At 63.2% G+C, this 23308-nt stretch carries 21 protein-coding genes and 1 pseudogene; 12 read left to right on the plus strand and 10 right to left on the minus strand.

Going from position 1 to position 23308, the window contains the following annotated elements; translation table 11 throughout:
* The first annotated feature begins 9 nt into the window (after positions 1-9).
* The 3 genes and pseudogenes from QJT82_RS03565 to QJT82_RS03575 all read left to right on the plus strand — a co-directional run bounded on the left by QJT82_RS03565 (position 10) and on the right by QJT82_RS03575 (position 1777).
* On the plus strand, positions 10-141 hold the full coding sequence (locus QJT82_RS03565; RefSeq protein WP_281446624.1) for a hypothetical protein: 132 nt from the start codon (positions 10-12) through the stop codon (positions 139-141).
* Positions 142-169: 28 nt separating this feature from the next.
* Positions 170-1228 (plus strand): annotated as a pseudogene (locus QJT82_RS03570) (SLC13 family permease); the annotation flags it as partial.
* Positions 1229-1342: 114 nt separating this feature from the next.
* The gene (locus QJT82_RS03575; protein ID WP_229193149.1) at positions 1343-1777 is read left to right on the plus strand and encodes a hypothetical protein; all 435 of its coding nucleotides are present in this window, start codon (positions 1343-1345) and stop codon (positions 1775-1777) included.
* Between the two features lie 260 nt (positions 1778-2037).
* Here the strand turns inward: QJT82_RS03575 and QJT82_RS03580 are convergent, their stop codons facing one another.
* Together QJT82_RS03580 and QJT82_RS03585 are read right to left on the minus strand one after the other, a co-directional pair.
* Positions 2038-2256, minus strand: coding sequence for a hypothetical protein (locus tag QJT82_RS03580; RefSeq protein WP_028344919.1), 219 nt, complete (start codon positions 2254-2256; stop codon positions 2038-2040).
* A gap of 122 nt (positions 2257-2378) precedes the next feature.
* Entirely contained in the window at positions 2379-3317 is a 939-nt protein-coding gene (locus QJT82_RS03585) for a GlxA family transcriptional regulator (RefSeq protein ID WP_028344918.1), read from the minus strand.
* 160 nt (positions 3318-3477) lie between these two features.
* Here QJT82_RS03585 and QJT82_RS03590 point away from each other — a divergent pair, with 160 nt between their 5' ends.
* A complete protein-coding gene (locus QJT82_RS03590) occupies positions 3478-4164 on the plus strand; it encodes a DJ-1/PfpI family protein (RefSeq protein WP_028344917.1) in 687 nt (228 codons plus the stop codon).
* A gap of 371 nt (positions 4165-4535) precedes the next feature.
* Here QJT82_RS03590 and QJT82_RS03595 read toward each other — a convergent pair whose 3' ends face one another.
* A complete protein-coding gene (locus tag QJT82_RS03595; RefSeq protein ID WP_028344916.1) occupies positions 4536-4946 on the minus strand; it encodes an NADH:ubiquinone oxidoreductase subunit NDUFA12 in 411 nt (136 codons plus the stop codon).
* A 269-nt stretch (positions 4947-5215) separates the two neighbouring features.
* Here QJT82_RS03595 and QJT82_RS03600 point away from each other — a divergent pair, with 269 nt between their 5' ends.
* Positions 5216-5761, plus strand: a complete 546-nt coding sequence (locus QJT82_RS03600) for a BA14K family protein (protein WP_028344915.1) — start codon at positions 5216-5218, stop codon at positions 5759-5761.
* A 68-nt stretch (positions 5762-5829) separates the two neighbouring features.
* Here the strand turns inward: QJT82_RS03600 and QJT82_RS03605 are convergent, their stop codons facing one another.
* Positions 5830-6726: a DMT family transporter gene (locus QJT82_RS03605; protein ID WP_028344914.1), complete on the minus strand. Its 897-nt coding sequence runs from the start codon at positions 6724-6726 to the stop codon at positions 5830-5832.
* A gap of 182 nt (positions 6727-6908) precedes the next feature.
* On the opposite strand from QJT82_RS03605, the gene QJT82_RS03610 reads away from it, so the two are divergent.
* Both QJT82_RS03610 and QJT82_RS03615 read left to right on the plus strand, forming a co-directional pair.
* Positions 6909-7313 (plus strand): response regulator, encoded by a 405-nt coding sequence (locus tag QJT82_RS03610; protein WP_028344913.1) that lies wholly within the window; start codon positions 6909-6911, stop codon positions 7311-7313.
* Between the two features lie 19 nt (positions 7314-7332).
* Positions 7333-9570 carry a CHASE3 domain-containing protein gene (locus QJT82_RS03615; protein WP_259243749.1) on the plus strand — a complete coding sequence of 746 codons (2238 nt, stop codon included), beginning with the start codon at positions 7333-7335 and terminating at the stop codon, positions 9568-9570.
* Positions 9571-9760: 190 nt separating this feature from the next.
* Here the strand turns inward: QJT82_RS03615 and QJT82_RS03620 are convergent, their stop codons facing one another.
* Positions 9761-10654 carry a DMT family transporter gene (locus QJT82_RS03620; RefSeq protein ID WP_028344904.1) on the minus strand — a complete coding sequence of 298 codons (894 nt, stop codon included), beginning with the start codon at positions 10652-10654 and terminating at the stop codon, positions 9761-9763.
* Positions 10655-11462: 808 nt separating this feature from the next.
* On the opposite strand from QJT82_RS03620, the gene QJT82_RS03625 reads away from it, so the two are divergent.
* The 3 genes from QJT82_RS03625 to QJT82_RS03635 all read left to right on the plus strand — a co-directional run bounded on the left by QJT82_RS03625 (position 11463) and on the right by QJT82_RS03635 (position 17241).
* Positions 11463-15236, plus strand: a complete 3774-nt coding sequence (locus QJT82_RS03625) for a vitamin B12-dependent ribonucleotide reductase (RefSeq protein WP_028344903.1) — start codon at positions 11463-11465, stop codon at positions 15234-15236.
* A 114-nt stretch (positions 15237-15350) separates the two neighbouring features.
* Positions 15351-16259, plus strand: a complete 909-nt coding sequence (locus QJT82_RS03630; RefSeq protein WP_028344902.1) for a hypothetical protein — start codon at positions 15351-15353, stop codon at positions 16257-16259.
* Positions 16260-16587: 328 nt separating this feature from the next.
* Positions 16588-17241, plus strand: a complete 654-nt coding sequence (locus QJT82_RS03635) for a hypothetical protein (RefSeq protein ID WP_210199804.1) — start codon at positions 16588-16590, stop codon at positions 17239-17241.
* A gap of 99 nt (positions 17242-17340) precedes the next feature.
* Here the strand turns inward: QJT82_RS03635 and QJT82_RS03640 are convergent, their stop codons facing one another.
* On the minus strand, positions 17341-17967 hold the full coding sequence (locus tag QJT82_RS03640; RefSeq protein ID WP_028344900.1) for a ClpX C4-type zinc finger protein: 627 nt from the start codon (positions 17965-17967) through the stop codon (positions 17341-17343).
* A gap of 220 nt (positions 17968-18187) precedes the next feature.
* On the opposite strand from QJT82_RS03640, the gene QJT82_RS03645 reads away from it, so the two are divergent.
* Positions 18188-18523: a DUF952 domain-containing protein gene (locus tag QJT82_RS03645; RefSeq protein ID WP_281446618.1), complete on the plus strand. Its 336-nt coding sequence runs from the start codon at positions 18188-18190 to the stop codon at positions 18521-18523.
* On the opposite strand, the gene QJT82_RS03650 is transcribed toward QJT82_RS03645, so the two are convergent.
* The 4 genes from QJT82_RS03650 to QJT82_RS03665 form a co-directional block, all read right to left on the minus strand.
* Positions 18520-18705, minus strand: a complete 186-nt coding sequence (locus QJT82_RS03650) for a hypothetical protein (RefSeq protein WP_162136641.1) — start codon at positions 18703-18705, stop codon at positions 18520-18522. The two genes, QJT82_RS03645 and QJT82_RS03650, sit on opposite strands and share 4 nt — an antisense overlap.
* Positions 18706-18956: 251 nt before the next feature.
* Positions 18957-19253: a lysozyme inhibitor LprI family protein gene (locus tag QJT82_RS03655; RefSeq protein WP_245288947.1), complete on the minus strand. Its 297-nt coding sequence runs from the start codon at positions 19251-19253 to the stop codon at positions 18957-18959.
* Positions 19254-20222: 969 nt separating this feature from the next.
* On the minus strand, positions 20223-21347 hold the full coding sequence (locus QJT82_RS03660; protein ID WP_028344895.1) for a metallophosphoesterase: 1125 nt from the start codon (positions 21345-21347) through the stop codon (positions 20223-20225).
* 204 nt (positions 21348-21551) lie between these two features.
* Positions 21552-21803 (minus strand): hypothetical protein, encoded by a 252-nt coding sequence (locus QJT82_RS03665; protein WP_028344894.1) that lies wholly within the window; start codon positions 21801-21803, stop codon positions 21552-21554.
* A 602-nt stretch (positions 21804-22405) separates the two neighbouring features.
* Between QJT82_RS03665 and QJT82_RS03670 the strand changes: the two genes are divergently transcribed.
* Positions 22406-23230: a hypothetical protein gene (locus QJT82_RS03670; protein WP_051448192.1), complete on the plus strand. Its 825-nt coding sequence runs from the start codon at positions 22406-22408 to the stop codon at positions 23228-23230.
* The last annotated feature ends 78 nt before the right edge of the window (positions 23231-23308 follow it).

Genomic DNA, 23308 nt, shown 5'->3' on the forward strand with positions numbered 1-23308 from the left:
GAGATCGTCTTGCTCACGCCACTCCTCGTCTACGGTATCCCGCTCGATTTCATCCTGTTCGCGCTGACGCTGCTCGGAAGTCGGATCGTAGCCATGTCGTTCTGTGAGCCAAGGAGTTGCCAGACATATTTGTCTTCCTAAGACCGCTTGGCCTCCGACTTCGAAATTCGGCGCGGGCCTGCCCGGTCTCGCGCATCACATGGAGCATGAGTGGGTCACGCTCGCCAACCTGTTCCTGCTTCTGATGGGCTTTGCGCTGCTGTCGCGCCACTTCGAAGAGAGCCGCATTCCCGACGAGATGCCGGCGCTGCTGCCCGATGACTGGAAGGGCGGACTGATCCTGCTGGTCATCGTGTTCGTGCTGTCGGCCTTCCTCGACAATATCGCGGCCGCGCTGATCGGCGGCACCGTGGCCCGCCACGTGTTCCGAGGCCGCGTCCATATCGGCTATCTCGCGGCCATCGTCGCCGCATCGAATGCCGGCGGCGCCGGCAGCGTCGTCGGCGACACCACGACGACGATGATGTGGATCGACGGCATCAGCCCGCTCACGGTCGTGGAGGCCTATGTCGCAGCGATCGTTGCGATGCTGGTGTTTGCGGTGCCGGCCTCGCTGCAACAGCACCGCTTTTCCCCGATCGTGAAGGATGCACCGTCCGGCCTCAGAATCGACTGGGCGCGGGTTGCGATCGTGGCCGTGATCCTGCTGGCCGCGCTGACGGCCAATGTGACGGCCAATCTGAAGTTCCCCGCGCTGCTCGATGCGCTGCCCGTGCTCGGGCTCGCGGTCTGGGCCGCGATCCTGGTCACCTCAGCGCTGCGGCGGCCGGACTGGTCGGTGATGCCCGAGACGCTGAAGGGCACCGTGTTCCTGCTCGCGCTAGTGACGGCGGCCTCGATGATGCCGGTGGAGAAATTGCCCGCCGCGTCGTGGCAGACCGCGCTCGGGCTCGGCTTCGTCTCGGCGGTGTTCGACAACATTCCCCTGACCGCGCTGGCGCTGAAGCAAGGCGGCTATGACTGGGGCTTTCTCGCCTACGCGGTCGGATTTGGCGGATCGATGGTCTGGTTCGGCTCTTCCGCGGGCGTTGCGGTGTCCAACATGTATCCGGAAGCCAAATCGGTGGTCCGCTGGATCACCCAGGGCTGGCCGATCATGGCGGCCTATGTCGTCGGCTTCTTCGTGATGCTCGCCCTGCTTGGCTGGCACCCCGACGCGCCACATTGACGCAACGCAATGCTGCAGCGCACAATTGCGCTTAGCTCAAAACTGTGGAAAATCGAGACAAATCCGTTGACATTGCTAAACTCCATTCGCCGTAACAAGTTATGGAGAGTCCGCATGAGTGTTAGTGCAGAAGTCCTCGCCCGCGCTCCGTCGGAGCAGATGGAGGACGAAATCAATACGGTGACTTCGCATCGACCACGCAGCAACATCCGGCCCCTCTCGCCGATGCCGGACTATGTCGAGCATCGCAACGGCGTCAACGAGGTGGGCAAGCTGTCGGCCGAGGCGGTCGTGCGCGAATATGAAGCGGCGGTGAAGGAAATCGAGGCCCTTGGATCGGAACTGCAACTGGCCGCCAAGAACTGCGAGGTCATGGTCGCAGGCGTCCACGACATGATCGCGGAGATCAAGGAGTTCGCTGCCGGTTACCGCGATCAGGGCAAGCGCTTCTTCCTGCAGATCGAAGCCGTCTCGTTGATGACCGCGGAGGTCAGGGATACCTGCGAAGCACTCAAGAAGAAGATCGCGACCGATACATTGGGCCAGTGATTTTTCGGTTGAAGCACGTTTCGTGATCAGCGCATCCGTGGATCTCTGCGATCGTGGGCTGATCCTGTATTGGTGAATGACTGCGCTATTCCGGCGCGGCAGAACCGTTAGTTCTATTCAAGACCAAATCGCTCAAGACTAAGTCGCTCAAGACTAAGTCGTTCAACATCTTGCCCCGCTTCGGCGGGGCTTTTTGTTGCGAGACGAGTGATCTCTGCGCGGGTCGCGCCCTCGAACGGGCCGGACCTCGGTCCATGACCTTAACGCGCGTCAGCTGCACGCCCGGCCGCGTCCGTTGCCGGAGGCAAATCGGATATCGCGGACCAGCGGTCGCTGAAATCCTTGGCCGGGAGCGCGTCCGTGCCGGCGACGGCAATACCGTCGGTCCGGGGTGCGTGCGACTTGATGGTCGCGGCGGTTGCGGTGACAGCCAGCAGGGCGACAGCCACGAACCCGGTAATCGTTCGATGCTTTGTCATTAGAACCTCCTCGGGTCCCCAATGCCCACTTAACGTGGGTCACGGGAACCCTCGCCAGGTTCATCACTGCAAAGAAGGCATCGATCGCGTGAAATCGGACAACGAGCTTGTCCCAAACGCGCCTACCCCGCCCGCGCCGCACGCCGCAGCGATTGCGGCGGCTGGCCGAAGGCGCGGATGAAGGCGCGGCGCATCCGCTCAGGATCGCGGAAGCCGGTGATCTCGGCGACGCGCTCGATCGCTTCGCCCGACGACTGCACGCGCTGCCGCGCGACTTCGATCCTCAGCCGCTCGACCGCTTTCGACGGCGTGGTGCCGGTCTCCGCGATGAAGGCGCGGGTGAAATGCCGCGAACTCATCCCGGCCTTGTCGGCGAGGTCCTCGACCGTCAGCGGCGCATCGAGATGCTCGCGCGCCCAGGCGAGCAGCGGCCCGAACCGGCCGTTCGGCGTCTTCAACTCCAGCAGCGAGGAAAACTGCGACTGCCCGCCGCTGCGCCGATGGTACAGCACGAGTTGCCGCGCGGTGCTCTGCGCGATCTCGTCGCCATAGTCCTCGGTGATCATCGCGAGCGCCAGGTCGATGCCGGCGGTGATGCCGGCCGAACTCCAGATATTGCCGTCGCGGACGAAGATCTGGTCCGGCTCGAGCTTGATCTTCGGATAGCTCTTCACGAAATGCGGCGTGCGTTGCCAATGCGTGGTGGCGCGGCGGCCGTCGAGCAGGCCCGCCTCGGCCAGCACATAGGCGCCCGAGCAGACGCTGGCGACGCGAATGCCGCGGCCCGCCATCCGCCGCACGAATGACAATGTGGCTGGACAGCTCGCCGGTGTGCGCACGCCGTTGCCGCCCGCAATGATCAGCGTCGTGATCGCCGCCGACGGCTTGAGGCCGCGCGCAAGCATCTCGACACCGGACGAAGAGCGCACCGGTCCCGCCTTCGCCGCAATCGTCCTGATCGCCGGCGCGTTGTTGGCGAAGCGCGCGGCGATCTCGAAGGCCGCGATCGGGCCGGCCGCGTCGAGCAGCTGGAAGTCGGGAAAGATCAGGATGCCGATCATCGCCAAATCCTCGCGGGTGACGCTGCTTTCCTGGCGGCCCTCTCTCAGGAGACTTGCTTCTCTTAAGGAGACTTGCGTCCGAAAATGAGGGAAATACGCCATTTTGGACGAGAGGCCATCATGCCATCGTGGTTCCGTCAAGCGCTATTTGGAGGCCCCGATGACTGAACCCCTGCAGATTGGATTGCTCGTCTTCCCGAAGGTGACCCAGCTCGACCTGACCGGTCCGCTGCAGGTGTTCTCCTCGGTCCCCGGCGCCAAGGTGCATCTGATCTGGAAACGCATCGAACCCGTTCCGACTGATTCCGTCATGGTCCTGACGCCGACCACGACCTTTGCCGATTGCCCGCAGCTCGACGTGATCTGCGTGCCCGGCGGCTTCGGCACCGACGACATGGTCGGTGACCAGGACATGCTGGCCTTCCTGCGCAAGCAGGCCGAGGGAGCGAAATACGTCACGTCGGTCTGCACGGGATCGCTGGTGCTCGGCGCGGCCGGCCTGCTCAAGGGCTATCGCGCCACCACGCATTGGAGCGCGATTGATTTCCTTTCGAGCTTCGGGGCCATTCCGACCAGGACGCGCGTCTGCGTCGACCGCAACCGCTTCACCGGCGGCGGCGTCACCGCGGGCATCGACTTCGCGCTGACGCTGGTGTCGGAGCTCGTCGACCGCAAGACCGCGGAAGCGATTCAGCTCAGACTCGAATACAACCCGGCCCCGCCGTTCAACGCGGGCTCGCCGGATACCGCACCGGCCGAGATCCTCGCTTTCATGAAGGAGCGGATCGCGCCGTCGCAGGCGCGCCGTGCCGACTTGATGGGCCGTGCCGCGGCACGGCTGCCCTGACCTGATCGCAGCAAAGAAAAAGGCCGCCCGGTTTCCCGAGCGGCCCTTCCTGTCTCACGGCAGCCTCACATTTGCGGGCGATTTCAGGACGTCTGTACCGGGGGCCTATCTCCCGGCCGCATCCAACTCGGAGGCCGCTGCACATCGGGACAGTCGCGATCTGGAGCCCGATCCGACGCGATGGTTTCCCATCTCCGTAAGATGACCCTATTGAGCCGCGAACCCACGCTCGGCGCAAGCGGGCAGCATCGGCTGCGGCCCATCTGTCCCCGCTGTTACCGTTGTTCACAGGCGCGCACTTGCGCTGCCGGGCGCGTGCGATGCACGCGCGGCGTTGCGCACGTGCAGGTCAGAACAACAATGCGTGAAAGTCAGCTTCCCGGCGTCCAGGCGTGATAGTCGCCGGTCGCCTTGGGGCGGCGGCCGCTCGCCAGCGTCGAGCCGGACGGACGGTAGGCCTGCGCGGTGCCGGTCAGGTTCGGCAGATGCGGCTTTTCCCATTCCCGCGCCTGGTAGTTCTGCTCGGTCGGGGGCACATCGACCGTGTGATGCAGCCAGCCGTGCCAGCCGGCCGGAATGCGCGAAGCTTCGGCGTAGCCGTTGTAGACCACCCAGCGGCGCTCGAAATGCAGCGTCGGATCGATCTCACCGCCCTTGGTGCGGTAATAGCGGTTGCCCTGTTCGTCCTCGCCGACCAGTTCGCCGAATCGCGAGGTCCACAATTGCGTGCCAAAGGTCTGGCCATTCCACCAGGTGAAGAATTTCAGCAGGAATTGTTTCATGCGTGGCCGGTCGTCGGTTCGAGGCTATGCGGCTCTGATGCCACCTCATTCCCCAAATGTCCAGCCGCCGCCAAGGTAGCCCCGCACCCCTCGAACAGCCCCCGGTTTATGCGCCCGTTTGGCGACCAAATGACGCGCTCACGAGGAGTTTTGTTCAGCTGCCATACATGAGCCGCCGGCTACGCGAAGATGACCCACAATCAATGTGGAGCACGGGAACGTCCGACCGCAGAGATGGTTAGACATTCACCGTTTTGATGGAGTCCAAAATGATCAATATGAAGGTTCTGAGCACCGCTGCGGCTCTGGCGCTTGCGCTGCCGTTGGCCGTGGCGCCGACCGTTTCGTTCGCCCAGTCTGCCGCACAGATGGGCGCGATGGGCGGCGGCGGCGGCCACGTTGGCGGTGGTGGTGGCTTTGGCGGCGGCGGCCGCGGAGGTGGCATGGGCGGCGGCGGTGGTGGCGGCTGGCACGGCGGCGGTGGCGGCGGTCACTGGGCTGGTGGTGGCGGCGGCGGTTGGCGCGGCGGTGGCGGCTGGCACGGCGGTTACCATCGTGGCGGCGGGTTCTGGCCCGGCGCGGTGGCCGGTGCGGTCGTCGGCGGCGCCCTCGCCTCGGGCGCGTATTACGGCTCCGGCTATGGCTACGGCCCCGGCTATTATGACGACAGCTACGGCTATTACGATGAACCGTCTGTTGCCGTGGAGGTGCCGAGTGGCGGCGGCGCCAGCTACTGCGCGCAGCGCTACAGGTCCTACGATCCTGCCTCGGGCACCTATCTCGGCTATGACGGCCGGCGGCATCCCTGCCCGTAATGAAGGCCTGAATTCCTAGTTGCAAAGGGCGGCGCCAGCGCCGCCCTTTTTCATGTCCGCAAGTCGTCTCATGTACGCAAGGCGACCGCGACGGCCGCGAAGGTCACCAGCAGCGCTGCGATGTCGCTCGTGCTGAGCGGCTCGCGCAGCATCGCCGCTGCCGCAAGCACGCCGACGACGGGGACCAGCAGCGTCCCGATCGACGCGGTCGCCGCCGGCAACCGCTCGAGCGCCGCAAACCAGCAGACATAGCAAAGGCAGAACTGGATCAGCGTCATGTAGATCATCGACGCCCAGCCGAACTGCGACAGCGCGGCGAGCTGCGGCTGCTCGATCAAGACGCCGATGATCGCGATCGGCACGCAGCCGATCGCAAGCTGCCAGGCCGCGAGCGACAGCGGCGGCATCGCGAGCTTGAAGGATTTGGTCAGCACCGTGCCGAGCCCGACGCAGATCGCGCCGGCGAGCGCGAACAGAATCCCCGGCAGCTTGCCGAGGCTCGCGTCGACACCGCCGCCGCCAATCAGCGCCGCGATCCCGGCGAGCGCGACCGCAAGCGCAAGCGCACGCGGCAGCGACACGCGCTCGCCGAGCACCGGCCAGGCCACCAGCGCGACCCACACCGGAATCGTTATCCCGAGCACGGCCGCCTCGCTGGCCCGCAGCCAGATCAGCGCGAGGCCCATGGACGCGACCCAGCCGCCGATCGACAGCGTCGACACCAAAGCAAGCCGCAACCACATGCCGTCGGGCACGCGCAGCGTCTGTCTCCGCACCAGCGCGACCAGGCCGAGCGCAACCGCGCCGACCACGCCACACAGCCCGCGCGACGACAGCGGCGGCCACTCCGTGAGCAGGAACTTCATGATGGGAAAGTTGAGTCCCCAGCCGGTCGAGGCGACCACCAGGAATGCGAGGCCGAGCGGTGACAGCGGGGCGCGGCCGGCGATGGGAACTGCGGTCATGGACCTGTCGTAAAGGGGATGGACAAATACAGGTGATGTGTCACGGCTAGCTGGAAATCCGCTTGTCAGCAAACAGCATATGCATTCTATGATACAGACTTTCCGTCTAGGTTCCGCCTTAATCGACGAACAGGCCAAGCGAGTCGCCGGCACGCGAGGCCGTTAGAAAAAGAGGATGCATCGTGCCGAGCGTTCTCGTGGTTGATGACGACCCGATGGTGTGCGTTGCCATCGAGGTGTGCTTGCAACGCCAGGGCTTCGAGGTCACCGTCGCCGATGGCGGTGAAGCCGGCATGCGCGCGCTGGAGCAGGCCACCTTCGACGTCATGCTGGTCGACGTCTTCATGCCGCATATGCGCGGGTTCGAGGCGATCCGCGTCTTCCACGAGCGTGCGCCCGATATTCCCGTGATCGCGATGTCCGGCTATGCCTTCGCCAACGCCGACCGCGCGCCGGACTTCCTGCGGATGACGATCGAGCTCGGCGCCTCCGCCTGCCTGCGCAAGCCGTTCACCCCGCAGGCGCTGATTGCCGCCATTAACAAATGTCTTGCGAAGTATGCACCTTCCGCTCGTCTTTCGAAATAATTGCTCGTACTAATCGTCGATGGCTTCCCAGCGTCTCATTCTCGGCAGCGGCCTTGCGATCCTCCTCGTCATCAGCGCGGCGTCGATCGGGTTGGACGTTAAGTCGCGCAACGAGATTGATTCGGCGGATCGCACGCTCGGGATCCTCAAGCGGATTTCCGACACCCGGCCGTTGCCGCGGGGTGTCGAAAGCGCGGCGCGCGCATTCGCGCTGACAGGCGACGCCTCCTTCGCCGACGAATTCCGTGAGCAGAGCGCCGCCCTCACCTCGGCTTTCGACAGCCTGATGGCGGCGGTGAAGACGGCGCCCGAGGAGGCGCAGCTGCTCGCGGGCGCCAAGACTCAGGTCGACCGTGGCATTGCGCTCGGCGCCGAGCTGATCAGATTGCGCAGCGCAGGCGACACCGCCGGCGCCGCGGCGCTGATGTCCGCGGGCGAGAGCCGCGCGTTGATGGACAAGGTCGGCGCGGCGCTCGAGCGGCTCGTCACCGAAGAGCGCCGCGTGCTCGGGCTTCGCACCGGACAGTCGAAGACCTACGGACGCCTGCTGCTGGCGATCGACCTCGCCGGCGTGGCGATGATCCTGCTGCTCGCGATCGCGCTGACGCTGGCGGCGCGGCGCGCCAGCCGCGAACTGCAGGGCGCGCTCAGCGCGACCAAGGCGACCAATTTGTCGCTCGAGGGCAAGGTCGCCGAACGCACCAAGGATCTCGGCGCCGCCCTCGAGGAGCTCCGCCGTTCCACCTCGGTGATGGAAACCACCTTCCGCACCATGGCGGAGGCGGTGCTGGTGATCGACGGCGCCGGCACCGTGCTGCTGTCGAACCCGGCCGCCGAGAAGATGCTGCGCTACAAGCCGGGCATGACGGTCCGGCAGCTGCGCGCCATGAGCAACGTGTTCCAGTCCGACGGCGTCACGCCGATGCAGGCCGACGACATGCCGTCGGCCAAGGCGCTGCGCGGCGAGGAATTCGACGGGCTGGAATTCGTCGCCAAGCCGGTGCGCGGCGCGCCGGAGATTCACCTCGTGGTGTCGGGCCGGCCGCTGCGCGACGGCGACGACGCCATCACCGGCGCGGCGCTGATCTATCACGACATCACCGCCTCGCGCGAAACCGAGCACAAGCTGCAGCAGGCGCAGAAGCTCGACGCCATCGGGAAGCTGACCGGCGGCGTCGCGCACGACTTCAACAACATGCTGACGGTCATCACCGGCACCACCGAGACGCTGGTCGACAGCCTGCGCACCCAGCCGCAGCTCGCGAAAACCGCCGAGCTGATCGACCGCGCCGCCGAGCGCTGCCGCGAGCTGATCCAGCATCTGCTCGCCTTCGCGCGCCGCCAGCCGCTGGAGCCGCGCACCGTCGACATCAACGGCACCGTGGTCGACATCGCCAAGCTGCTGCGGCCGACGCTCGGCGAGCAGATCGAGATCAATTCGGTGCTGGCGTCCGATGTCGCCAGCGTCCATATCGATCCGTCGCAGCTCGCCAACTCGCTGCTCAACATGGCGATCAACGCCCGCGACGCGATGCCGAACGGCGGCAAGCTGCTGTTCGAGACCAGCAACATCGTGCTCGACGACGCCTACGCCGCGATCAATCCCGACATCACGCCGGGCCGCTACGTGCTGCTCGCGGTCAGCGACACCGGCACCGGCATGTCGCATGCGGTGCAGGACAAGGTGTTCGAGCCGTTCTTCACCACCAAGGACGTCGGCAAGGGCTCCGGCCTCGGCATGAGCATGGTCTACGGCTTCGTCAAGCAGTCCGGCGGCCACATCAAGATCTACAGCGAGGAAGGCCACGGCACCACGATCAAGCTCTATCTGCCGCCCGCCCGCGGCCAGGTCGAGGTGGAGGCGCCTCCGCCGGAGCCGGTGCGGCGCGGCAGCGAAATCATCCTGGTGGTGGAAGACGACCAGCTGGTGCGCAACTACGTCGTCACGCAGCTGACGAACCTCGGCTACAAGACCATCGCCGTGCCCGACGCCCGCGCGGCGCTGGCGCTGGTCGACAAGGGCGAGAAGTTCGACCTTTTGTTCACCGACGTGATCATGCCCGGCGGCATGAACGGCCGCCAGCTCGCCGACGAGGTGCAAAAACGCCGCCCCGGCATCAAGGTGCTCTACACCTCGGGCTACACCGAGAACGCGATCGTGCATCACGGCCGCCTCGACGAAGGCGTGCTGCTGCTGGCCAAGCCCTACCGCAAGGCGCAGCTCGCCGGCATGCTGCAGCAGGCGCTCGGCGAGTGATGCGACGCATGCCTGGATGATCCATCAGCGCCGTCATCCTGAGGCGCTCGCGTAGCGAGCCTCGAAGGATCGACGGCCACCGGCCGGGCCGTGCATCCTTCGAGGCTCGCTCCGCTCGCACCTCAGGATGACGGGGCTAGACGCATTCTAGCTAGCGCTGCAGACCGCATAACGCGGAGCGGGATACGCGCTACCGCGTCGCCAGCCCGACGCCGGCGAGCGTGAACAGCAGCGCGACGATCTGGCTCGGCCCCAGCGGCTCGTGCAGCGCGATTGCGGAGGCCACCACGCCGATCACAGGCACCGCCATGGTGCCGATCGCCGCCACAGAGGCCGGCAGGCGCGCGAGCGCGGCGAACCACGCGACATAGGCGACGCAGAACTGGATCAGCGTCGAATAGACCAGCAGCCACCAGCCGACGGTCGTGATGCGGTCGACATGCGTGGTCTCGATCAGCATGCCGACGATCGCGATCGGCACGCAGCCGAGGCCGATCTGCCAGGCCGCGGCCGGGATCGGCGGCATCACCAGCGGATATTTCTTCGCCAGCACGGTGCCGAGCGCAAAGCCGAAGGCGCCGCCGAGCGCCATGATGATGCCCGGCAGCTTCTCTTTGCTTGCGGTGATGCCGCTGCCGCCCATGATCGCGGCGAGGCCTGCAAAGGCCATCACCAGCGCGATGGTCCGCAGCAGCGTCGGCCGCTCGCCGAGCACCGGCCAGGCCAGCAGCGAAGCCCATACCGGCATGGTGTAGGCAATCAGCGCGGCCTCGCTCGCCGGCAGCCAGAGCAGCGCCAGCCCCATCAGCACCATCCAGCCGGTGACGTTGAGCGCCGCATACAGCACGAGCCGCGGCCACAGCCGTTTCTCGACATGCAGGCTCTGGGCGCGGATCAGCGCCAGCACCGCCAGCAGCGCGGCGCCGATCACCCCGGTGGTGCCGCGCAAGGTCAGCGGCGGGAGCTCGCTGAGCAGGAACTTGGTGGACGGCCAGTTGAACCCCCAGCCCACTGAGGTGATGGCGAGGAACATCAGGCCGGCGGGCGCAAGGCGCGGCCGCGCGGAAGGCTTCTGGACTGTCATGGAACCCGGCGGGGATGTGAGTCGGCCTCACCTTGCCCGCGATTTTGTCGCCCGACCATCACGGCTCTGACATGCCTGATCCGTACTTTGCCCGTAGGCCTACGTGAGTCCCCAAAATTCAATCCGGGACCGCGAATAAAAACTTCGCCTGTGAACAGCGGGGCGAAGCTCCGATCCACAGGCGATAGGAATATTTTTGGCTTGGGAATCCCTGAGGACTCACCGATAGTTGGCTCGATCACAGGCGCGGCACCGACCCCTGTTATCCCCCTCTTTCCACCATATTTAGTGTTTGATTCAGAAACTCGTACTAGTCCTTGACGGGCGTGACGGACATGGCCTAGCTTTCAACCTGTTCGGCGCGAGTGTGTTTGGGTCCCCGCCGGTCGCTCCCACAAGGGTTCCAAAATGACCACTCCGCCAGGCCTCCGGGCCGCGGGTGAAGGGCTTCTCTGCCCTGATTTTGGGTCACCGTCGGGACGACAAACGGGCCGCGAAGGACCCGGAAACAGAGGCCGTAACCGGCCCGCGAAGAAGCGTACGCGTGACGTGTCGCGTGAAGCGTTTTGGGGCGTTGAATGCATGACCCGGAGCACCCGACCAATCGGGCGCCGCGCCGGGACGATGCCGCCGCAGGGCCGGTCATACCGGCGCCCAGCGGATGAGAGAAAACAGGCCGGATCCACCGGCTGAGCTGCGGATGACGAGAGGCGTGCTGACGCGTGTTCCCTTAAGTCCGCGAACAGACAACATTCCGGCACCTGCGGGGAAACGTGGGGCCGGGCAAAAGAAGAGACGGGGCTCGACCATGCGAATCGAACGACGCAACACCACCAGCGGACAATCTCCCTATGCCGGGATCAATTTCCGCCTGACCACATCAGAGATCCGCAATCCGGACGGCTCGGTCGTGTTCCGCGCCGAGAACGTCGAGGTTCCGGAGTTCTGGTCGCAGGTCGCCTCCGACGTGCTGGCGCAGAAGTATTTCCGTAAAGCGGGCGTTGCCGCGCGCCTGAAGAAGGTCGAGGAAGAGACCGTGCCGTCGTGGCTGTGGCGTTCGGTGCCCGACACCGAGGCGCTTAGCCTCCTGCCGGAGAACGAGCGCATCGTCGGCGAAACCTCGGCCAAGCAGGTGTTCGATCGCCTCGCCGGCTGCTGGACCTATTGGGGCTGGAAGGGCGGCTACTTCTCCACGGAAGAAGACGCCCTCGCCTTCTTCGACGAACTCCGCTTCCAACTTGCAAAACAGATGGTCGCGCCGAACTCGCCGCAGTGGTTCAACACCGGGCTTCATTGGGCCTATGGCGTCGATGGTCCCGGCCAGGGCCACTATTACGTCGACTGGAAGACCGGCAAGCTGACCAAGTCGAAGTCGGCCTATGAGCATCCGCAGCCGCATGCCTGCTTCATCCAGGGCGTCGGCGACGACCTCGTCAACGAGGGCGGCATCATGGACCTCTGGGTGCGCGAGGCGCGCCTGTTCAAATACGGCTCCGGCACCGGCTCCAACTTCTCGAGCCTGCGCGGCGAAGGCGAAAAGCTCTCCGGCGGCGGCCGCTCAAGCGGCCTGATGAGCTTCCTCAAGATCGGCGACCGCGCCGCGGGCGCGATCAAGTCGGGCGGCACCACGCGCCGCGCCGCCAAGATGGTCGTGGTCGATGCCGATCACCCCGACATCGAGACCTATATCGACTGGAAGGTGAAGGAGGAGCAGAAGGTCGCCGCCCTCGTCACCGGCTCCAAGATCAACCAGAAGCACCTCAAGGCCGTGATGAAGGCCTGCGTCAACTGCGAAGGCAGCGGCGACGACTGCTTCGATCCCGAGAAGAACCCGGCGCTGCGCCGCGAGATCAAGCTCGCGCGCCGCAACCTCGTGCCCGACAACTACATCAAGCGCGTCATCCAGTTCGCCAGGCAGGGCTACAAGGACATCTCGTTCGACACCTACGACACCGACTGGGATTCCGAGGCGTATCTCACCGTGTCCGGCCAGAACTCCAACAACTCGGTGTCGCTGAAGGATGATTTTCTGCGCGCGGTCGAAACCGACGGCGACTGGAATCTCGTCGGCCGCACCACCAGGAAAGTCACAAAAACGCTGAAGGCCCGCGACCTCTGGGAGAAGATCGGTTACGCCGCCTGGGCGAGCGCCGATCCCGGCCTGCACTTCAACACCACGATGAACGACTGGCACACCTGCAAGGCGTCCGGCGACATCCGCGCGTCCAATCCGTGCTCGGAATACATGTTCCTGGACGACACGGCGTGCAACCTCGCCTCGGCCAACCTGCTGACGTTCTACAGCACGACCACCAAGCGGTTCGACATCGAGTCCTACGAGCACCTGTGCCGGCTCTGGACCATCGTGCTCGAAATCTCCGTCATGATGGCCCAGTTCCCGTCGAAGGCGATCGCCGAACTGTCCTACGAATTCCGCACGCTCGGCCTCGGCTTCGCAAACATCGGCGGCCTCTTGATGACCATGGGGCTGCCCTATGACTCGAAGGAAGGCCGTTCGCTCTGCGGCGCGCTGACCGCTGTGATGACCGGCATCTCCTACAAGACCTCGGCCGAGATGGCGGCCGAGCTCGGCACCTTCCCGGGCTACAAGAAGAACGCCGCGCACATGCTGCGCGTGATCCGCAACCACCGCCGCGCCGCCCACGGCAACGCGACCGGCTACGAGGCGCTCTCGGTCAACCCGGTGCCGCTCGATCACGCCTCCTGCCCGCAGCAAGACATCGTCACCCATGCCAGGCTGGCCTGGGACGACGCGCTGGCGCTCGGCGAGGTCAACGGCTATCGCAACGCCCAGACCACGGTGGTGGCGCCGACCGGCACCATCGGCCTCGTCATGGATTGCGACACCACCGGCATCGAGCCCGACTTCGCGCTGGTGAAATTCAAGAAGCTCGCCGGCGGCGGCTACTTCAAGATCATCAACCAGGCGGTGCCGTCAGCGCTGCGCGCGCTCGGCTATCGCGAGAGCGAGATCGCGGAGATCGAGGCCTACGCCGTCGGCCACGGCTCGCTATCGAATGCGCCCGGGATCAACGCCTCCACCCTCAAGGCCAAGGGCTTCACCGATGAAGCCATCGCCAAGGTGGAGAAGGCGCTGCCGACCGCGTTCGACATCAAGTTCGCCTTCAACAAGTGGACCTTTGGCGAAGACTTCATCCGCGACCAGCTCGGCATCGGCGCCGAGGCGATCGCAGCCCCCGGCTTCGACCTGCTCTCGGCGGTCGGCTTCACCAAGCGCGAGATCGAGGCCGCCAACGTGCACATCTGCGGCGCGATGACGGTCGAAGGCGCCCCGCATCTGAAGGCCGAGCACTACCCGGTGTTCGACTGCGCCAATCCCTGCGGCAAGATCGGCAAGCGCTACCTGTCGGTCGAGAGCCACATAAGGATGATGGCGGCCTCGCAGCCGTTCATCTCGGGCGCGATCTCCAAGACCATCAACATGCCGAACGACGCCACGGTGGAGGACTGCAAGTCCGCCTACCTGTTGTCGTGGAAGCTGGCGCTGAAGGCCAACGCGCTGTACCGCGACGGCTCGAAGCTGTCGCAGCCGCTGAACTCGCAGCTCATCTCCGACGATGAGGACGAGGACGATGCGGTGGAAGCGCTCTACGAGAAGCCGATGGCGGCGCGTGCCGCCCAGGTCTCGGAGAAGATCGTCGAGAAGCTGGTCGAGCGCATCGTCGTGATGCGCGAGCGCGAGAAGATGCCTGACCGACGCAAGGGCTACACCCAGAAGGCGGTGGTCGGCGGCCACAAGGTGTACTTGCGCACCGGCGAATATGACGACGGACGGCTCGGCGAGATCTTCATCGACATGCACAAGGAAGGCGCGGCGCTGCGCTCCTTCATCAACAATTTTGCGATCGCAGTGTCCCTGGGTCTGCAATACGGCGTGCCGCTGGAAGAGTATGTCGACGCCTTCACCTTCACCCGCTTCGAGCCCGCGGGTCCGGTGCAGGGCAACGACTCGATCAAGTACGCGACCTCGATCCTCGACTATGTCTTCCGCGAGCTCGCGGTGAGCTACATGGCGCGCTTCGACCTCGCCCATGTCGATCCGAACGAGAGTGGCTTCGACGCGCTCGGCAAGGGCGTCGAGGAAGGCAAGGAGCCGGATGAGGCTCCCGCCCAGCATCAGGCCACCAAGTACCTGTCGAAGGGCCTGACCCGGTCGCGCACCGACAACCTCGTCGTCATGCGCGGCGGCTCCGCCGCGGTGAGCCAGGGCGCCGACAACGCGCCCGCCGGCAACCGCGTCACCGCGCTCGCCTCCCACGGCGCAACCGCCCGCGGCGCCTCCGACACCGTCGAAGGCGCGGTCGCCCTCAAGCAGGAAGTCAGCCACGACCTCTCCCCGACCGAGAAGCTCGAGGCCCTGAACTGGAGCAAGCCCGGCACCGCCGCAGCCGCCGCCCCGTCGAAAGCGGAGCGCCGCGCCGAAGCAAAGGCCAAGGGCTACGAAGGCGAGATGTGCTCGGAGTGCGGCAACTTCACGCTGGTGCGGAATGGGACCTGCATGAAGTGCGATACGTGCGGGTCCACGACGGGGTGTTCGTAAGGAGCTCCCTCCTCCGCCGCACATGTGCGATTAGCGTTACGAAAGGGCTGCTCTTATGGGGCAGCCCTTCGATATAGTGTGAGGCCCGCCCGAACGAACAGTAGAACTGTCACTATGAAGCGAGCAGCGTTCTTCATAACCTATCCGCTCATCTTGGCGGCCTATAAGTGGCGTTCGTACAAGGCGCGGCGAGGTATCGTTCCCCGCAGATGGCTATCGCCGTCAGAAGTCATCTCAGAAGATCTCAACCAATTCGAGCCTCGCGATCGCATCGACTTCAAGCTAATTGAAGACTTTGCGAAGGCCCGAGACGACATCCTCGGACTTGCAAAAAAACAAATCATCTTCTCTGGCGTGGCCTTCGCTTTCCTTCTTTCAAACTATCTAGGCATTGGACTTGATATTAGCGTGGCAGGGTTTTCTCTACGTCAAACCCGTGGCGTTCCAGAGGGCTTGCTGCTGGTCAGCAATATGCTGAGTTGCTACACCCTCATCCTCCAATCCAATGCTGCTGTTTTGGACGCGACAATAAGGTCAGCGGTAGCGATCGCAATACCGGTAGAGCTAAGAAATCTATACTTAATACGCTACTTTCCGCACGAGCAATTCGGACGTTATCAGCCCTTTAACATGCCTTACTTGATACCTAGTAGACTTCATCGGGCAATCGGCAAAACCTCAGCAGTTTTATTCCTGATACTTCTCATCTTTACTGGCGTTGCCTTCGCGGCTTGCAATCTTTTCCTCTCACTTCACTATCTTTGGCTCCACCCGTCTTTCGGGATATGGAGCAACGTCATGCTCCTTTACATCCTGACCTTGGGGTTGGGCGCGCTATTCTATGTAGTTCTGACGAGATTCAAGCTGCCATACTTAGACTACACAGTGAACGACGAGCTTGAACTACTGAAACAAATTGACCCCGCGAGATACAGCGCCCGATTACAGGAAATTTACGGCCCCTTGAACGCAGATCGAAAACATCTAGAGCAACGGGGCTATCTCAAGCCTACGAGCAACTAGTCGGGATCAATCTGCGTTCACTGGCTTCATCTACTGGACAGCGATGATCACTATCCCTCATCGCGGAGGACAACGCGGCCCGATGAAACCCGATGAAAGAAGTAGGTATAGGCCAAATGCGCGCTGCAACAACCGAACTTCTCAACAGGCGGCTGATTACCCGAAGCAAAAACCCGCTGTGCTCGATTAACGACCACGCAGGCTGATGCGATCCTAAGAGACCTTGCGAAATTCCACCCTCCCTGCGCCCTAACGTCGCCAGGCTGGCTATACTTTTTGCGGCTTGCGATTATCGAAGTCGCGACACATAGCTAACGACGATACGGGGGTGACATTGAAGGCGCAGATACAGACCATCCATAACGAGCGGCTCCAGAGGTACGCGGCACATATTTACGGGAATGAACCGCCGGGTTTGGTCCCGAAGCTGGCGACCTATTCATCCCTATTAGAGCAGCATAGGCAGCATGGCGACAGACTCTGGAAGATCGAGCCACTGCTCTACCCGCTTATTCGCGCGGTCGAAGTCGATCTCCATCTCGCGACCGCGAAACTACTCGAGAAGCCGCAGCGGAGCGAACGGAGCCTATTCTCGTTTCTCGAGTTTTGCCTGAAAAATCAGACGAACATCTCCTGGAAGTCCGGCTCGCCCTCGCCAGACGTATTCCGGAGGCATCTCGATGAGCTCGAAGCACATCGTTCCACGGTCACTGCAATCATGGGCAGACGAGACAAGTTCTTCGCTCACCTCGACAAACGATACTTCGCTGATCCACATTCGATCTATTCGGATTTCCCCTTGAGTGAGACAGCAGTAATAGCTCTCGTAAACTGCGTTATAAGAATAATTTCAGAACATGAGGCGGGACTGAACGACGGACGCAGTTTCCATGTCCGCGAGTTCTACCAGATTTCAGTCGACAATATGGTGCGCAATCTGGAGGCCGGACGTAAGGCGAATTTTCCGGGCCAGCTCGACTGATCAGCAAGCAAGCGTATGACGGATTAGCCGAATGCGTAATCCGCCATTTTCGCTCGCAACATTCTCAGCGGGTTACGCTTCGCTAGCCCACCCTACTCGCTATTGTGCCCGCTCGTTGATGATGGGCGTCGCCGTCCGTTGAACCCGCTCGTAGCGACTTATTTGATCTTGCGAGATTTTCTTCATGGCAAGCAATTCATCCGAGGTCTTGGTCCTGAGCTGAGCGAAGATCGCCGACTGTGGCACCTGCTCGTCCATCGGCGATGGGTTCGATCGAAGCGCGATCATCCGGTCAATGCGCTGCAACATCGAACGATGGCGCTCCACGATCTTGCGCGCGAGCTCGACATAGTGCAGCAATCGATCGGTCGGCAAGGCGCGCGCGCCCTCCTCGTTTCCTGCAATCAGCTGGTTTAGGTTCTCGTCGACGATATCGGTACAGAGGTCGATGCATTCGTCGCAAATGAAGACGGCAGGACCCGCCACCAATTTGCTCACGTCATGCTGGTTCTTGCCGCAGAATGAACAGTACAGCAGACCGCTCTGGACGGCCTGCTTCTGGGCGCCGGCGGCATCGATCCTGGCGGACAGGATATTCCAGGTCTCGCAGCCGAACGCCTTCGCGATCAGCTCCAGAGATTCGCTGTGAGTGGTTTGTATCGCCCTGGCATTCAAGGCATTGCGCAGAGACCGCGCCATGGCCTTCGCATCGCGAAAATCGCGCATGGGTGCACCCCTATCGGCGAACGGAGGAGATCGGTGCTTGCCTTGCCGACCCGCTCGCCAATAGCGAGGGTGTGGCGGATTTTGATACGTTCACTATCCACAAGGGGCGCAAGCAGCGGGTGTATCAACCCGGCACTATCATTGGGCTCGATCGACATGTTGTCAATCCCGACAAGCACGCCGCTCCCCCCGACGTGATAAGGCAGATATGGAGATGAACTTGCAGCCTTCAGTGATTTATCACATCTGTCCGTCTGCCGCGTGGGCAGCAGCGAGCAACGGCGAATACCGCTCTGCTTCGTTCGACAGCGAGGGGTTCATTCATTGCTCGACGCCCGAGCAACTCGCTGAAGTCGCGAATTATCTCTTCCGGGGTCAACGAGGCCTGATCTTGCTCGCCATCGATCCGGCTCGCGTGATCCCGCCCATTCGGTACGAAGACGCGGGCAACGGCAAATTGTACCCGCATATTTATGGTCCTCTCAACGCAAGTGCCGTTGTAGCCGTCCAACCGTTCGAACCAGGCACCGACGGCACATTCGATCTGCAAAGTTAGGCTCGCGGCTCCAGTTGCTCGCCATTGAAAATATGGAGCATCCCCGCAAATCCGGGATGATCGGCCTCCACGACGTAACGCACTGCACCGGCGCGCGTCGTGAAAACTGAAACGATAATGCCGGGATACTCATAACCGGCACGCTTCCTGACAAGATCGCCGACCTTGAAAGACTGGGACATCATTCCTCGTAAAGTTGCGAGCGACCATTGCTGAATCACTGAGGTGAGCTGCCATGATAGCAGGTCACAACGGCATGTCGCTGAGCATCAAAGGTCAGCGGAGGGTCTTTTCGACGGGTTCAGCGGGGATGACAAACCTCCGCAAGCGTAGCCCGGATGAGCCAACGGGTCGCGCGAACGCGCGCCCGATGACAGGCTTCGCGACATCCGGGACGCAAGATCAGTCCCGCATGTCGCTTCGCTCATGCGGGCTACCGGCTGGCACGCTTTTCAAGAAGCAGCGTGCGGTCGGCGATGTCATTCAATTCGAACGCCTGGGAGTCGAGAAACGCGACGGACCCGTTGTCGGGGTCCGCGGCGAGGCGATGGGTTTCGCCCAGATGATGCTTCAGCCAGGCCCGCTGCTCGGTCTGCAATTGCGCGTGCGCCTCGCCCCTCGACCTTGCGAGAAGCGCTTGATAGGCGGTGTTGAGCCTGATGTCCCACTTCTCGATTGCGGCCTTGCCGCACGCGAGCATCTTCGTTGACGTCCCTTCGGCCTTGTCCATGCACGCATCATACTCGGTGCCTTGCTGCGCGCGCACCGACAAAGTTCCGAGCACGAGCGTAGCTGCAACAAATGCAAGCGTTCGCGAAAGCATGACCACGTCCAAATCACCCTACCCGGATCTCCGGACAACCATCGTCGCACAGGAGTGCCCGAAACGAAAGCCAGCAAGCGTAGCGAGGTATTGGTGTGAAGCTCGCGTAGGATGGGTAGAGCCAACGGGTCCGCGCAACGCGCGGCCCGATGATAAACTCCGCGAAACCCATCGATTTTTTACCCGCGGCGCCAATGATGGGTTTCGCTTCGCTCTACCCATCCTACGAAGCGGTGAAGGAAAGCTCGATCGGATTAGCAAGCGTAGCCCGGATGAGCGAAGCGATATCCGGGACCAACGTCACCAGACGCACGACCGGCCCCGCATATCGCTTCGCTCATGCGGGCTACTACTGTGATTGTCTGCCGCTTCGCCGGAGTGCCTCACGGGCCCGCCTGGTAATGCTCGCGCCATGTCTGAAAAACCCCACAACTGCGAGCATTATGACGACGCTTGCAATCAGCCACCGCCCAGCCAGGAATAGCGCGATGGAAAACACCCAGACTATGAAGAACAGAACCGTCCAAAGGAGACTGTACCCTATAAGGGTCATCGCGGTTGGGGCGCCTTTGCTCATGTTGGACCTCCAAGGGAAGATCGCTTCATGACAGTATATTTTGTTCCCTCTGGGGGCGTCGTTCGCGCTGTCAAGCAAGCGTAGCGAGGTATTGGTGTGAAGCTCGCGTAGGATGGGTAGAGCCAACGGGTCCGCGCAACGCGCGGCCCGATGATAAACTCCGCGAAACCCATCGATTTTTTACCTGCGGCGCCAATGATGGGTTTCGCTTCGCTCTACCCATCCTACGAATCTGTGAAGGAAAGCTTGATCGGATTAGCCGAAGGCGTATTCCGCCATTTCGCTCGCAACAACATCCCTCACGCGTCACCCACTGTCCGCAACGTGATCCGCGTCAATTCCGACGGGCGGCCGAGCCGCAAGGCAAAGCCCGGCCATAGCGCGGTGCCGTTGTTGACGTAGAGCGTCATCCCGTCGACGTCGTAGCGGCCCGAGACGAAGCCGGCATTGGCGCGCGCGGCGAGGCGGTCGATCCCCAGGATCAATCCGCCATGGGTGTGTCCGGAGAGCTGCAGGGCGACGCCGAGCCGGGCTGCCTTTCGTGCGTCGCTCGGCTGGTGATCGAGCAGGATGACGGGCGCGCCCTTGGGGGCGCCGTCGAGAACCGCGGCAAGGTCGCGGATGGAATGCCCCCGGTGGCGCGAGGCGCGGTCGGTAATCCCCGCGATCACCAGGCGGCCGCCGCCGCGTTCGAGCACGATGTGCCGGTTCTCGAGCGAGCGCAGGCCGAGCGCTTCGTAGTGCGCCATCCAGCCGTCATAGCCGAAGATATATTCGTGATTGCCCGAGATCACGTAGACGCCATCGGCGGCCATCAGGTCGCGCAACGGCGCGATGTCGCCCCGCCGCGCATCAATGGTGCCGTCGATCAGGTCGCCGGTGATCGCGATCAGGTCGGCGCCGAGCTTGTTCGATCGCTCGACCACGGCGCGCGCCCATGGCGCCGGAAACAGCCGGCTGATGTGAAGATCGGTCAGTTGCAGGATGGTGTAGCCGTCGAACTGAAGCGGAAGTCCGCGGATGGTGACCTCGACATCCCTGAGCGGCGGAATGCGCATCGCCTGATGGACGCCGATCGCGGCGGCTGCGGCCGCGAGCGCTGCAAGTGCGTAGCGGACGCCGTCAGGCGCGCCGACGAAGCCGCCGTGGATCAGTGCGGCAACGAGCAGCCCGGCATCGAGCGTCAGTTGCAGCAGCGCCAGCAGCATGATCGCGCCGAACGCCCAGTTGAACAGGACGACCACCGGACGCGGAAACTCCGGCGAGAATTCCGATCCCGACGACAGCCTGTTCCAGCGATGAAACTGCAAGGCGACCAGCACGAGCAACGCGGCGACGATCTTTGCCGGCAGCGGCCAGTCGAGCGGCCAGATGAAGCGGGCCAGGATCAGCAGGCTGGTCAGGCCGAATATGAGCTGGGGAATTGGTCTCGCTCCGGATCGGATCGGTGGGACTGTGCGGGTCGGCGCCCAGCGAAGGTAGGGTGGATCGTCCGCGGGCGTAAGCGGCCATCGTCAGCACATTTTCGGCAAGTTGCGCGCCGCCGAAACGCGCTGCTCGCCACCCAACCGACCCCGCTACCGGCCGACCGCCCCCGGTCTTATAGCGCAAACGCCAGAAGCGCCCGATTAGTCTTCGATATCGGCAATTCGCCGGAGAACGATCACGATGGCGAGGACCAAGCCAAGTACGCCGCCAGCGACTCCGGCCAGACCAGAAGCAAAGGCGCCACTCGCATCCCGGTCGGATAGGGCGAACGCGGCCATTTCAGCCGCAAAGCCCATCCCCAGTGTCAGAGCAATGATGATTGCGACGGATTTGAAAAATTCGACCGCAAATCGAACTGCCATATCTTCCAAAGCGTCGAGCGCGCGGGTCATACGACTATCTCGACGAGGGGCGGCCGGGCGAAGCGCGTACGAATGCCTTCTGATTGAGGCGCTAGAGGAGGTATCGCCGATCAATCGGCTCGCACGGGGATTGTCGCTGGGATCATCGAGGGCTCTGATGTCCAGTTTAAGTTCTCGCCGCATAATCAGCGTAAGAAGCAGCGCACAACATAAAAGTACGGCCAAGCCAGCGTAGATGCTGAAGCTACCTGCCAACAAGACCAGAAAAGTGCCGCCCCACCCAAACCCCTCGCAACAACAGTAGGCCACCGCCAATCTGGCGGCATCGGCCCACGCCTGTCTTCGTTTGGGGACGCAATCCGCCGGCGTCATCGGTTGGCCCTTCGAGATTCCGATACCTGCACGATCAGCCACGCAATCCACCCAAGATGTGGAGCGCCGGTCGTCGGGTGCAATCCTTCTGCACCCAGCGCCGACGGGAATCGCAAAAGCCGCGCAACGAGCGCCTTTGCCTGCGGTTTAGATGAGCCCACCTCATCCATCTAAGGCCAAAGCCGACACGAAATAGGACTTGAACGTCGCTCATTTTCTTGATCTATTATTGAACAATGTTCATTTTGAGAGAGCCGGCGATGCAGACCACCTCCTGGACCGACGGATCGATCGGGCCCGACCGGTCGGTGAAATCGTGGATCAAGCACACCCCAACGATCATCACGATCTGCGTCATCGCGATATTCGCTGTGCACGGACGCATCGCGCAGCCGGCTGGCTACAACGATTTCGCCGACCACTCGGCCGTCGTCGGCATCCCCCACGCAGCCGATGTCCTGTCGAACGCAGGCTTCGCGCTGGTCGCGATCTGGGGCTGGCTGGCGCTGCGCGCTCACCGCAACAGCGATCAGCTGCGCGCCGGGTGGCCGGGTTATCGCCTGTTCCTGATCGGACTGTTGCTGACCGCCTTCGGCTCCGCGTTCTATCACCTTGCTCCCGACAATGGCCGCCTGATCTGGGACCGGCTGCCGATCGCGCTTGCCGGCGCCGGCCTGCTGGTCGGCGTCCGCGGCGACACAAGGCCCGGATTGAGGACCGAACTCGAAGCGATCGTTCTCGGGCTTTACGCCGCCGCCAGCGTCGCATGGTGGGTCATCACCGACAGACACGGCGCGGGCGACCTGCGGCCGTATCTGCTGCTGCAGGTGCTCCCGCTCATCCTGATCCCGCTGTGGCAATCGATCTATCGCGCGCCGCGCGCCGACCGCATCGCGTTCGCCGCCGCGATGGCGCTGTACGTGCTGGCCAAGATCGCCGAGGTGCTCGACCACGAGATCGCAGACACGCTCGGGTTCGTCAGCGGACACACCTTGAAGCATCTGCTCGCGACGGCCGCCACGGCCGCCATCGTCTGGGGGCTGACGCGACGATTCTCCGATGGCGGTGGTCGAGCGTGCGAATGAGGACTGTAGGATGGGTAGAACGAAGCGAAACCCATCAGGCTGCAGCCGAGTGGCGAGATGATGGGTTTCGCTGCGCTC

Origin of the sequence: Bradyrhizobium sp. Mp19, from assembly GCF_029952935.1 — a bacterium.
GTDB lineage: Bacteria > Pseudomonadota > Alphaproteobacteria > Rhizobiales > Xanthobacteraceae > Bradyrhizobium > Bradyrhizobium elkanii.

Bases quoted from the DNA above. Each gene is read 5' to 3' on its own strand.
- QJT82_RS03575 (WP_229193149.1), top strand. From the start codon at position 1,343: ATGAGTGTTAGTGCAGAAGTCCTCGCCCGCGCTCCGTCGGAGCAGATG.
- QJT82_RS03580 (WP_028344919.1), bottom strand. From the start codon at position 2,256: ATGACAAAGCATCGAACGATTACCGGGTTCGTGGCTGTCGCCCTGCTG.
- QJT82_RS03585 (WP_028344918.1), bottom strand. From the start codon at position 3,317: ATGATCGGCATCCTGATCTTTCCCGACTTCCAGCTGCTCGACGCGGCC.
- QJT82_RS03590 (WP_028344917.1), top strand. From the start codon at position 3,478: ATGACTGAACCCCTGCAGATTGGATTGCTCGTCTTCCCGAAGGTGACC.
- QJT82_RS03595 (WP_028344916.1), bottom strand. From the start codon at position 4,946: ATGAAACAATTCCTGCTGAAATTCTTCACCTGGTGGAATGGCCAGACC.
- QJT82_RS03600 (WP_028344915.1), top strand. From the start codon at position 5,216: ATGATCAATATGAAGGTTCTGAGCACCGCTGCGGCTCTGGCGCTTGCG.
- QJT82_RS03605 (WP_028344914.1), bottom strand. From the start codon at position 6,726: ATGACCGCAGTTCCCATCGCCGGCCGCGCCCCGCTGTCACCGCTCGGC.
- QJT82_RS03615 (WP_259243749.1), top strand. From the start codon at position 7,333: ATGGCTTCCCAGCGTCTCATTCTCGGCAGCGGCCTTGCGATCCTCCTC.
- QJT82_RS03620 (WP_028344904.1), bottom strand. From the start codon at position 10,654: ATGACAGTCCAGAAGCCTTCCGCGCGGCCGCGCCTTGCGCCCGCCGGC.
- QJT82_RS03625 (WP_028344903.1), top strand. From the start codon at position 11,463: ATGCGAATCGAACGACGCAACACCACCAGCGGACAATCTCCCTATGCC.
- QJT82_RS03630 (WP_028344902.1), top strand. From the start codon at position 15,351: ATGAAGCGAGCAGCGTTCTTCATAACCTATCCGCTCATCTTGGCGGCC.
- QJT82_RS03640 (WP_028344900.1), bottom strand. From the start codon at position 17,967: ATGCGCGATTTTCGCGATGCGAAGGCCATGGCGCGGTCTCTGCGCAAT.
- QJT82_RS03650 (WP_162136641.1), bottom strand. From the start codon at position 18,705: ATGTCCCAGTCTTTCAAGGTCGGCGATCTTGTCAGGAAGCGTGCCGGT.
- QJT82_RS03655 (WP_245288947.1), bottom strand. From the start codon at position 19,253: ATGGACAAGGCCGAAGGGACGTCAACGAAGATGCTCGCGTGCGGCAAG.
- QJT82_RS03665 (WP_028344894.1), bottom strand. From the start codon at position 21,803: ATGACCCGCGCGCTCGACGCTTTGGAAGATATGGCAGTTCGATTTGCG.
- QJT82_RS03670 (WP_051448192.1), top strand. From the start codon at position 22,406: ATGCAGACCACCTCCTGGACCGACGGATCGATCGGGCCCGACCGGTCG.